This is a genomic window from uncultured Vagococcus sp. (assembly GCF_963518325.1).
Lineage (GTDB): Bacteria > Bacillota > Bacilli > Lactobacillales > Vagococcaceae > Vagococcus_D.
Window position 1 is genome coordinate 24,111 of sequence record NZ_CAUQJB010000041.1, and the last position, 11,660, is coordinate 35,770.

The 11,660-nt window shown below is 39.8% G+C and carries 8 protein-coding genes; 7 read left to right on the forward strand and 1 reads right to left on the reverse strand.

Going from position 1 to position 11,660, the window contains the following annotated elements:
* The first annotated feature begins 55 nt into the window (after window positions 1-55).
* Window positions 56-1,738 (forward strand): peptide ABC transporter substrate-binding protein, encoded by a 1,683-nt coding sequence (locus RWN13_RS21240; RefSeq protein WP_314067789.1) that lies wholly within the window; start codon window positions 56-58, stop codon window positions 1,736-1,738.
* A gap of 170 nt (window positions 1,739-1,908) precedes the next feature.
* On the opposite strand, the gene RWN13_RS21245 is transcribed toward RWN13_RS21240, so the two are convergent.
* Complete coding sequence (locus RWN13_RS21245) at window positions 1,909-2,253, reverse strand: DUF3899 domain-containing protein (protein ID WP_314067790.1); 345 nt, start codon at window positions 2,251-2,253, stop codon at window positions 1,909-1,911.
* A gap of 164 nt (window positions 2,254-2,417) precedes the next feature.
* Here RWN13_RS21245 and opp3b point away from each other — a divergent pair, with 164 nt between their 5' ends.
* The 6 genes from opp3b (at window position 2,418) to RWN13_RS21275 (ending at window position 10,233) form a co-directional block, all read left to right on the forward strand.
* Window positions 2,418-3,362 (forward strand): oligopeptide ABC transporter permease, encoded by a 945-nt coding sequence (gene opp3b, locus RWN13_RS21250; RefSeq protein WP_314067791.1) that lies wholly within the window; start codon window positions 2,418-2,420, stop codon window positions 3,360-3,362.
* The gene (gene opp3C, locus RWN13_RS21255; RefSeq protein ID WP_314067792.1) at window positions 3,362-4,390 is read left to right on the forward strand and encodes an oligopeptide ABC transporter permease; all 1,029 of its coding nucleotides are present in this window, start codon (window positions 3,362-3,364) and stop codon (window positions 4,388-4,390) included. Before opp3b ends, opp3C begins: the two co-directional genes overlap by 1 nt.
* Window positions 4,391-4,403: 13 nt before the next feature.
* The gene (locus tag RWN13_RS21260; protein ID WP_314067794.1) at window positions 4,404-5,444 is read left to right on the forward strand and encodes an ABC transporter ATP-binding protein; all 1,041 of its coding nucleotides are present in this window, start codon (window positions 4,404-4,406) and stop codon (window positions 5,442-5,444) included.
* Between the two features lie 15 nt (window positions 5,445-5,459).
* Window positions 5,460-6,434, forward strand: a complete 975-nt coding sequence (locus RWN13_RS21265; RefSeq protein WP_314067796.1) for an ATP-binding cassette domain-containing protein — start codon at window positions 5,460-5,462, stop codon at window positions 6,432-6,434.
* Window positions 6,435-6,675: 241 nt separating this feature from the next.
* Window positions 6,676-8,337: a peptide ABC transporter substrate-binding protein gene (locus tag RWN13_RS21270; protein WP_399553710.1), complete on the forward strand. Its 1,662-nt coding sequence runs from the start codon at window positions 6,676-6,678 to the stop codon at window positions 8,335-8,337.
* 540 nt (window positions 8,338-8,877) lie between these two features.
* Window positions 8,878-10,233 (forward strand): aspartate ammonia-lyase, encoded by a 1,356-nt coding sequence (locus RWN13_RS21275; protein ID WP_314067798.1) that lies wholly within the window; start codon window positions 8,878-8,880, stop codon window positions 10,231-10,233.
* The last annotated feature ends 1,427 nt before the right edge of the window (window positions 10,234-11,660 follow it).

An 11,660-nucleotide genomic window follows, 5' to 3' on the forward strand; every position in this document is an offset into this window, starting at 1 on the left:
GTAGTAATTGTTTTATATTTTTAATTGATTTTTAACATTCAAAGGGGGAAATGTTATGAAGTTGAAAAAAATGATGTACGCAGGTTTAGTGACTGTGGCAACATTATCACTAGTAGCTTGTGGTAGCGGTGATAAAGGTAGTGCAACAGATGGTTCAAAGGCGGCAGAGGGTGAAAAAACTGTGTTGGCCGAAGAACAAACCTTTAGCGTCATTGAGCAACAAGAAATGCCGACTGCTGATCCATCGTTAGCAACAGATGTTATTGGTGCTCGTGCTTTAACTAATACGTACGAAGGTCTTTACCGTTTAGATTTAGAAAGTCAACCAACACCTGCTGGGGCAACAGAACTTGCTGAAGTCAGTGAAGATGGCTTAACGTGGAAACTAAAACTGCGTGAAGAATCAAAATGGTCAAACGGTGATCCTGTGACAGCAAAAGATTATGTCTTTGCTTGGCAACGGACAGTAGATCCAGCAACAGCGTCGGAGTATGCCTCAATTTTCGGACCTGTTAAAAATGCAACAAAAATTACAGCAGGCGAAATGGATAAAAAAGAGTTAGGCGTTAAAGCAGTCAGTGATTATGAATTAGAAATCACCTTAGAACAGCCAACACCTTACTTCAAATATTTATTAGCCTTTAAACAATACTTCCCACAAAATCAAGCTATCGTTGAAAAGTATGGGAAAGACTTTGCTACAACCAGTGAAAAAGCTGTTTACAATGGCCCATTCGTCTTAGCCGACTTTGATGGACCAGGAACAGACCAAGACTGGGCCTATGTTAAAAACGATCAATATTGGGATGCTGATAAGGTTAAGTTAGATCGTATTGACGTTAAAGTTATTAAAGAAGCCTCAACTGGCTTAAACTTATATGAAGATGGTCAAATTGAAGATGCGATTTTAACGGGTGAATTAGCACAGCAAATGGCTAATAACGACGAGTTAAACATTGAGAAATTAGCAAGCACGTATTACATGGAAGTGAATCAAGCGGATGAGAAATCACCCTTTAGAAACGCTAACTTACGTAAAGCCATTTCTTATTCAATCGACCGTGATGCCTTAGCAACACAAATCTTAGGTGATGGTTCCGTGGCAGCAACTGGTTTAATGCCTGCGGAAATGTCATTTAATCCTGAGACTAAAGAAGATTTCGCTAAAGAAGTCGGTAATTCTTTAGAATATGATAAAGAAAAAGCGAAAGAGTATTGGGAAAAAGCAAAAAAAGAATTGAATATTAAGGACTTGGAAATGGATATCTTATCATCTGATACGGATTCATCCAAAAAAACTGTTGAATACATTCAAGGTGCCATTCAAGAGAACCTAGAAGGCGTTAAAGTAACGGTTAGCCCAGTACCGTTTTCAGTTCGTCTAGATCGTAGTAACAAAGGGGACTTTGATATGGTCATTGGCGGTTGGAGTGGTGATTACACTGATCCGATTACCTTTATTGAATTATTCAAGACAGGCAACTCTTATAACCGTGGTAAATATTCAAATGCTGATTACGACAAACAAGCGACAGAATCAGCTACAACCAATGTTAGCGACGAAAATGCTCGTTGGACTAACTTAATCGATGCTGAGAAGATTTTAATGGACGAGATGGGCGTTATTCCGCTTTACCAAAAAGCAGAAGCACATTTACGTACGTCTAAAATTAAAGACATCGCCATTCATCCTGCTGGCGCGCATTACGATTATAAATGGGCGTATAAAGTGAAATAGTCTTTTGTATGTCTATGCTTCATTCTTCGGAGAAGAAAAGAGACTGCGGACATTGTCCCCAGTCTCTTTTCCAATCTGACAGCTGAAGGCAAAACAAGAGCAGCGATTGTCGGTTATCAGAGAAGATACATCTGTTTAAGAAAAAATTCCCTGAGGCTGGCCTCAGAGAATTAAGCGAAAACTAATAAAAGCAAGGAAATCAACAGCAAACTTACAGCAACTGACAACCAGTATACAGGTTGCTTGGAAAAGATTTCCGAGGTTTTAACGTAGTCTTTTGGTTCGGTATTTTTTCTTAAGCGGAGTGTGTCCTTCATGTTTTTTTGAAAATTATCAAAAAAACCAGAGACAAAAACGCCGATAAAGGCAGTAATCATAAAAAAGAATAAGGCCACCATAAAAAAGCTGTTTGATAAGCTGGTTAAAGTTAGCTCTTGCTTGAATATTAGCAGGTATGCCGGAACTATCAGGCAACTGCTAATGAGGGTGATAATAACTCGTTTTATTAAGGTCATTTCGGTCGCTCGCTTTATCTGTTTTTTAATCGTAATCAACCGTGCTTGATAGATTGAAATTAAGAGATTAACATGCTATTATCTAATAGGTTTAATTACTTATTAACTGTAATCTAATTTCCAACCATTGTCAAAATAATAAATGAAAGTTGAGGTCATGCGAATTGAAAAATTTCGCCAAGTATTTTCTAAAGCGCGTTATGTTCATGTTGATTACCTTGTGGTTGATTTCCACGGTAACCTTTTTCTTAATGAAAATGATTCCTGGTTCGCCATATGTTAACCAAGAAAAACTCAGTCCCGAACAAATAGAAATTTTAAATAAGCAAGCTGGTTTAGATAAACCGGTTATTACCCAGTATGGGATTTATATGAAGAACATTGTTCAAGGTGATTTTGGTACCTCATTCCAATTTAAAAATCAACCTGTTTCAAAATTATTAGCCAATCGAATTGGACCGTCTGTTCAGTTAGGTGCTCAAGCTATTATCTTTGGTACCTTTGTGGGGATTATTTTAGGGCTGATCGCAGCCATGAAACAAAATACCTGGGTGGATACAGGTGCCACATTGATCGCCATCCTAGGTCGATCGATTCCTAACTTTGTGTTCGCAGTGCTGTTGCAGTATGTCTTTGCCGTTAAGTTGAAAATCTTGCCAATCGCGATGTGGAACCAAGGTTTCGCTTCAACGATTTTACCGACCCTGGCGTTATCCATGTCGCCATTAGCCGATTCCGCTCGTTTTATCCGGACGGAAATGGTGGAAGTCTTAAGTACTGATTATATTGAACTGGCACGTGCCAAGGGGTTAAGCCGCTGGCAAGTCGCCTTCCGCCATGGCTTACGGAACAGTTTAATTCCGTTAATTACACTTTTAGGCCCACTTGCTGTCGGCTTAATGACCGGTTCATTAGTAGTAGAAAATATTTTTGCGATTCCTGGAATTGGGGAACAGTTTGTTAAGTCAATTATGACCAATGACTACCCAACCATTATGGCAGTTACCATCATGTTCTCAACGATGCTAGTGGTGGTTATTTTAGTGGTTGACTTGCTTTACGGTTTAGTCGATCCACGTATTCGTGTCTCAGGAGGTGAACGGGGCTAATGGAACAGCTTGACTTGAAAAAATTACCAGAAGATAGCTTTGAACCTTTAGACGTTTCCAATAGTTTGGAGCGTGAAAAAATCGCAGCACCGTCACTGAACTTCCTGCAAGATTCTTGGCGTCGTCTTAAGAAAAATAAAGGAGCCGTTATTTCCTTGGTGCTCTTAATTATTATCACGCTTGTGGCTTTTGCATCTATCTGGGTATCACCACATGATCCAACTAAACAAAATCCATCTTACGTTAACTTACCACCACGGATTCCGGGATTAACCATTAATGGTTTTAACGGAACGGCAGTAGTAGGTGGCAATCGTGTGGATAAATATGAGGCAGCTAAAGTACCGGATAATGTTAATTATTATTTAGGGACAGATGGCCTTGGTCGTGACTTGTTATCTCGTTTATTAATGGGAACACGAGCGTCACTGATTATTGCCTTTATTGCAGCGATTCTCGATTTAACTTTCGGTGTCACTTATGGATTGATTTCCGGTATGAAGGGCGGTCGAACCGACAATATCATGCAACGGATTTTAGAAATTCTCTCAGGAATACCTAACTTAGTTGTGATGATTTTGATGTTGACCATCTTAAAACCAGGAATGAGTTCTATTATTGCGGCCATGGTTATTACTGGCTGGATTACAATGGCGCGGATTGTTCGGGCCCAAACCTTGAAAATTAAAGATCAGGAATATGTGTTAGCTGCAACAACTTTGGGTGAATCCCAAGGTAAGATTGCCATGAAGCACGTGTTACCAAATATATCAGGTGTCATCATCGTTCAGATGATGTTTAGTATCCCCTCAGCGATCTTCTTTGAAGCCTTCTTAAGTTTCATCGGTCTAGGGTTAACACCGCCACAAGCGTCTCTAGGGATGCTTTTAAGTGAAGGGTATAAGACCTTCCGCTTCTTGCCACACTTGATGTGGGCACCAGCGATTGTCTTGTCCGTTATCATGATCTGCTTTAACTTATTAGCAGACGGCATGCGCGATGCCTTTGATCCAAAAATGAATGATTAGAGTGGGTGGAGAAATGGAAAAAGTATTAGAAGTCAAAAATTTACATATATCATTTGATACTTTTGCTGGTAAAGTTCACGCCATTCGTGGAGTAAATTTCGATTTACACAAAGGTGAAACATTAGCAATCGTGGGGGAATCTGGTTCAGGTAAATCAGTGACTACCAGAAGTATCATGCGCTTATTATCAAACAATGCCAACATCGACAGCGGTGAAATTCTGTTTAAAGGCGATGACTTGGTTAAACGCAGTGAGCGGGACATGCAAAAGATTCGCGGGAAAGACATTGCGATGATTTTTCAGGATCCGATGACCTCTTTGGACCCAACAATGAACATTGGGAACCAAGTAGCAGAGTCATTGCGCAAACATAAAAAGATTTCGAAGAAGGATGCCTTAGCTAGCGCTCTAGAACTATTACGCCTAGTCGGTATTCCAAATGCGGAAAAACGATTAAAAAATTACCCTCACCAGTTTTCTGGTGGGCAGCGCCAACGGATCGTGATTGCGATTGCGTTGATTTGTTACCCAGAAGTCCTGATTGCCGATGAACCAACAACGGCACTTGATGTGACCATTCAAGCGCAAATCATTGATTTAATGAAGGAAATTCAACAAAAAATTTCAACGTCGATTATCTTTATTACCCATGATTTAGGCGTTGTGGCTAATGTGGCCGATCGTGTAGCAGTTATGTACGGTGGGCGAATTGTGGAAATTGGAACGGCCGATGAAATTTTCTACAACCCGCAACACCCTTATACTTGGGGGTTGCTAAGCTCAATGCCAACTCTTGACACTAAAGGGGAAGAACTATACGCTATTCCAGGTTCACCACCGGATTTATTAGCACCGCCAAGTGGTGATGCTTTCTATCCACGGAATGAGTTTGCCATGAAAATTGATGCTCAAGAAGCACCTCCATATTTCAAGTTGTCGGATACTCATCAGGCAGCCACTTGGCTGTTAGCACCAGGGGCACCAAAAGTTACACCGCCACCAGAAGTTGTTCGTCGTCATCAGATTTTTGCGGAAAAACAACGAGGAGTCTAGAAAGGAGCTGACAATATGAGTGGAGTTAACAAAGATAGTAAAGTGATTTTAGATGTTCAAAACTTAAAGCAGTATTTTAATGTCGGCCGTCAAGACGAAGTTAAAGCCGTTGATGGGGTAAGTTTTACCATTTATGAGGGTGAAACTTTTGGTCTAGTTGGGGAATCTGGTTGTGGGAAATCCACAACAGGACGGAGTATTATTCGTCTGTATAATCCAACAGATGGTACGATTAAATTTGATGGTGAGGATATCAGTGGGATTAAAGGACGACAAAACTTACATAAGTTCCGTCAAGAAGTCCAAATGATCTATCAAGATCCTTATGCCTCATTAAATCCGCGGATGAAAGTCAAAGATATTATCGCAGAAGGTATTGATATTCACAAACTGGCTAAGAACGATGAAGAACGCAACCAGCAAGTCAATGATCTGTTGGAAACTGTTGGACTAGACCGTTCTCATGGGACTCGTTACCCTCATGAGTTTTCTGGTGGGCAACGTCAACGGATTGGGATTGCCCGAGCCTTAGCCGTTCAACCGAAATTCATTATCTGTGATGAGCCGATCTCCGCATTGGATGTTTCGATTCAAGCGCAGGTGGTTAACTTGTTGCAAGAATTACAAGAGAAGAAAAAATTGACTTACTTGTTTATCGCCCATGATTTATCCATGGTGAAATACATCAGTGATCGGATTGGTGTGATGTATTATGGCAAATTAGTGGAAGTTGGCTCAAGTGAGGAAGTTTATAAATACGGCTTACATCCTTATACGGAAAGCTTATTATCAGCTATTCCATTACCGGATCCAGACTACGAAAAAACCCGTCGCCGGATTACTTACCAACCAGCAGCAGATGACAATAAAGTCCGTGAGTTGCGCGAAATCGCACCGGAACACTTTATCTACTGCAGTGAAGATGAAGTAGCAGGCTACCAAGCGAAGTTAGCTGATAAAAAAGCAAAAGAGTTAGATAGCGCAATCTAAGAGATAGATTAAGGCGGCAAGTCTTTGTTTTAGAACGAGACTTGTCGCTTTCTTATTTATGAATTATCAGAATATTTTATCTATTTAATGAAACCTATTTGTGAATTAGTGGGCAATTTAAGTTGGAATAACTATCGAAAGATGTTTTTTTAATGGTTGTTAATCGATGAATGTGCGGAAGCTTCGATTGTACGTTATCGGGTGAACTATCTAGAAAGATAATAAGAAAGGAAACGAACAGATGAAACAAAAAAATTGGTTAAAAGCGAGTGTTATATTATTGTCGCCCATGTTATTAATGGCTTGTGGCAATAAAGAAAAAACAGAGGGAACTTCCGCAACAAAGGAAACAGGAGACATTGAGCAAGTCTTTAAAATCGTTGTGCCAACAGAGATGCCAACGATGGATACCTCTCTAAATTCTGACGTGGTTAGTGCAACAGCCACCAATAGTGTCTACGAAGGGCTATACCGCTTTAATGGCGAAGGTAAGGCGGAACCAGCTGGGGCCAGTGAGATAGCAAAAGTCAGCCAGGATGGTTTGGTTTATACCTTTAAACTCCGAGAGGCTAAGTGGTCAGATGGTGAGCCATTAACTGCTAAAGATTATGTTTATGCGTGGCAGCGTGGGGCTAATCCAGAGACGGGCTCAGAGTATGGTTTTTTGTTTAATGCTCTTAAAAATGGCGAAGAAGTCCTTGGGGGAAATAAACCAGTGGCGGAATTAGGTGTCAAAGCACTAAGTGACTACGAATTAGAAGTGACGTTAGAACAACCAACGCCTTACTTTGATTATTTGGTAGCTTTTTCGACCTTCTTTCCGCAACGTCAGGACATTGTGGAAAAGTACGGTAAAGATTATGCCGCCACTAGTGAGAATGCCGTCTACAATGGCCCTTATATCCTGACAGAGTTTGATGGGCCAGGAACTGACATTGACTGGAACTATGAAAAAAATCCAGAATACTGGGATAAAGATAACGTCAAGCTGGATCGGATTGAAGTGATGGTCGCTAAAGAGTCATCAACGGCTCTCAATCTTTATAAAGATGGTCAAACAGAAGACATTATTTTAACAGGTGAATTAGCTCAGCAAATGGCCGATGATCCAGACTTTGTTTCAGACAAAAAAGCCAGCACCATGTACTTGGAGATGAATCAAAAGGACAAGGACTCGCCTTTTAATAATGAAAACTTCCGCAAGGCCATTTCTTATGCCATTGACCGTGACTCACTGGTGACCCAAATTTTAGGAGATGGTTCGATTGTTCCGACTGGTTTAGTGCCGGCGGGAATTAAACTCAACGTTGACGGAAAAGAACAGGAATTTGCTAAAGACTCAGGTAATCATTTGGAGTATAACCCAGAAAAAGCGAAGAAGTTTTGGGAAAAAGCTCAAAAAGAGTTAGGGAAAGAAGTAGAATTCAGTATTTTAACCTCCGATACAGATTCAGCTAAAAAAGTATCGGAATATCTGCAAGGCGCATTTAAAGAAAGTCTCCCAGGGGTGAAGGTCAATGTCAATCCAGTAACGTTTGCCATCCGTATCGATCGAGGCTTAAAGACCGATTTTGAGATGCTAAACTCAGGCTGGAATGCCGATTATGCTGATCCAAGCACCTTTATCGATCTTTTTGAAACAGGTGTTTCATATAATCTAGGGAAGTATTCCAATGAGGCGTATGACAAGTTAGTAAAACAAGCCTCTGTAGAGCATGCCAATGATCCTGAAAAGCGTTGGCAGGACATGCTGGCAGCGGAAAAACTTATTTTGGACCAAGCAGCGGTCATCCCTCTTTACCAAAAAGCTGAGGCACACTTGCGCAGCCCGAAGGTTAAGGATGTGGTTGTAAATGCAGCAGGAGCTCCTTATGATTATAAGTGGGCTTATAAAGTTAAATAGATGAGATAAGAGCCAGGTTCAATTAAGAACTTGGCTCTTAACTATGTAAGTGAATGGTGACAGAATAGGATAACTCAGAGCCTCATGTTGCGACACAAGACTATTTTTATAGCCGCTTATTTTAATACATTGCAGAGGGCTATCGGACAATGTAAAGACTAGAACAAGGCAAAACTACAAACGGTCAGGAATTTCAAAGAAATTGTCGCACCAATGGAGCAAATGATGAAAGTCACTGATTTAACCCGTGACGTAATTGAGAAGTTGGAATAAGTAGGTGATAGGCACTAAGTAGTTAATTAGGTGTCTTTTTTCGTGGCCACTCTAACTAGTAGAAAGAAAGTCATGTGAACGTAGTGCCTTTGACACGGATTAGAGAGTGTAGTGAAGGGCCTAAGAAAATTCACAGACAAAAGGGAAATCGAGTCGCAATCGTTTAGTTCAAGAGGAAATGACGTTATACTATGGTTGTGAAATATAGTTGCACTGAATGTATACGCTTACTATCTTAGAAGTGGATAATGAAAGGAAGTAAATGATGTGTTTAGAGAAGAGCATGACAGTATTGGCAACCTAAGAATTCCAGAAGAGGCTTACTACGGCGTTAATGCCAAACGTGCCTATGATAACTTTCAAATTACCAATTTGCGACTGGAACCTCTTTTTGTTAAAAGCTTAGCTCAAGTGAAAAAAGCCAGCGCGTTGGCTAACTTAGAGTTAGGTGAATTAGATAGTGACATTGCTGAAATAATTATCAAAGTGACAGATGAATTGTTAGCGGGAAAATTTGCATCGGACATGATTGTTGACCCTATTCAAGGCGGCGCAGGGACAAGTTCTAATATGAACATCAATGAAGTGATTGCTAACCGAGGGATTGAATTACTTGGCGGTGAGAAAGGACAGTACCATTTGATTAGTCCAAATGATCACGTGAATAAGGGGCAGTCGACCAATGATGTTTTCCCAACAGCAGGCAAGCTAACCTTTCTGAAATTGATTGATCGTTTATTGATTGTCTTAGAAGAACTGGCTCTCTCATTTAAAGAAAAATCATTGGCATTTTCCGATATTCAGAAAATGGGACGAACTCAATTAAGCGATGCGGTTCCGATTACAGTGGGGGCAGAGTTTAAAGCCTATTATACTGTAACAAAACGAAATATGAAGCGATTGACTACAGTTAAGGACGAAATTCGGTATGTCAATATGGGAGGGACCGCGATTGGCACAGGTGTTTCAGCTCATGGACAATTTTCTCAGACGATTATTGAGTATTTACGAGAAATAACAGGTTTGGATATTGCGATAGCAGAAGATTTAATTGACAGTACGCAAAATGTAGAGGCATTTGGTGTTTTATCCGATATTTTAAAGACGATTGCCATAAGCAGTTCAAAGATTGCCAATGATATTCGGTTACTCTCTTCTGGGCCGCGCACTGGAATTGGCGAACTGATTATTCCGGCCCGTCAAAATGGGTCTTCGATTATGCCAGGTAAAATTAATCCCGTCATTCCTGAAGTAGTGACCCAAGGAGCCTTCTTAATAGCAGGGAATAGCGTCACGATTGCCATGGCAATTGAAGCTGGCCAGCTTGAGCTTAATGCTTTTGAACCGGTTATTTTTCATAGATTAATAGAGTCTTTTCATGTTTTAATCAATACGCTAACAACGTTTAACGAGCATTGTATTAAGGGGATTGAAGTCAATGAGGAACGATGCCAGGAACTATTGGAGAAGAGCACCTATCTGACGACTGGATTAGCTAAATACATTGGTTACGAAGAGGCGGCGCTGATTGCCAAAGAAAGTCTGCAGCTGAACCGGACGGTGAAAGAGGTGGCGTTGAGTAAAGGTATTTCCAGTGATATATTGAGCGAAATTAGTAAATAATAACCGTTATGATTTATTGTGTTAAACGACTTTCTAGTAAGATGGTCGTTTTTTTGTATAATCAATAAAATAGTAAACAGACTGATACTGGCTTTAAATGCATAGCGATTGATAATGTTAAGTCATAATATTTTTTTACACCAGTGTAAAAAAATTGAAATTGACAGTGATTTTGGGATGTGTTAAAAATAAGGTAAGAAGTCGGAAAGATTGCTGAGTTGTTGGTAGTAGGTACTTGTAACTAGCGATAACAAATTGAGTGAATATCGGCGATTGGGACATTTGACTAGATATTAGGGGAACATGATTAATAAAGCGAATGTCGGGATTTCAACAATAAATTGGATGTTGTCAATGTTAATCTAACATTCATTGCTCGTTTTTTTTACCAAAAAATTGTTTTTATTCTGACGTTTTACAGGTGGCTAATTAGACGTAAACAGTCTCTGTGTTCTGAAGGTGGCGAGTGTCTCGTGAAGAGATGTGACTTATTTTGATGAAGCAAATCAGAAAAACATGTTTTAAGAGTCCTGATTATCTAGTGAAACGTAAAGTAGAGAAGTAACCAAGAGGACCATATATGATAAAGAAATCCATTGGTAGTCGTCGTGTAACTTAAAAAAATGATGTATGTTGCAGGTTTTGCTACAATTTAGAAGAGGGATTACTGGTATAGTGTTAATGGAGTCATTAATGTCATGGAAGTTGAGGAAGGATTACCTAAGAGAATCAATGTTTCAAAAAATGAGAGCATGTAGCAGGTTTTGCTACAATTTAGAAGCTGGTTAGATGGATTCTTGATGGAGAATGAGTCATGTAAAGAGAATTAAGTGGTCATCGACCAAGAAAATGATGACACAAAAAACGAGAGCATGTAGCAAGTTCTGCTACAATTTAGAAGTTGGTTAGATGGATTCTTGATGAAGAATGGGCCATGTAAAGGGAATGAAGTGAATCATCATCCAAGAAAATCAAGATGCAAAAAAAGAGGGTGTGTAGCAGGACTTGCTACAATTTAGAAGTTGGTTAGGTGGATAATTGATGGAGAATGAGCCATGTAAAAGGGATTAAGGATCATCGTCCAAGAAAATCAAGATGCAAAAAAATGAAGGTGTGTAGCAAGTTCTGCTACAATTTAGAAGTTGGTTAGATGGATAATTGATGGAGAATGAGCCATGTAAAAGGAATTAAGTGATCATCGACCAAGAAAATCAAGATGCATAAAAATGAGAGTGTGTAGCAAGTTCTGCTACAATTTAGAAGTTGGTTAGATGGATAATTGATGGAGAATTCGCCATGTAAAGGCAATTAAGGTAATCATCGACCAAGAAAATCAAGATGCAAAAAAAAGAGGGTGTGTAGCAAGTTCTGCTACAATTTAGAAGTTGGTTAAATGGATACGTGATGGAGAATGAGCCATGTAAAGG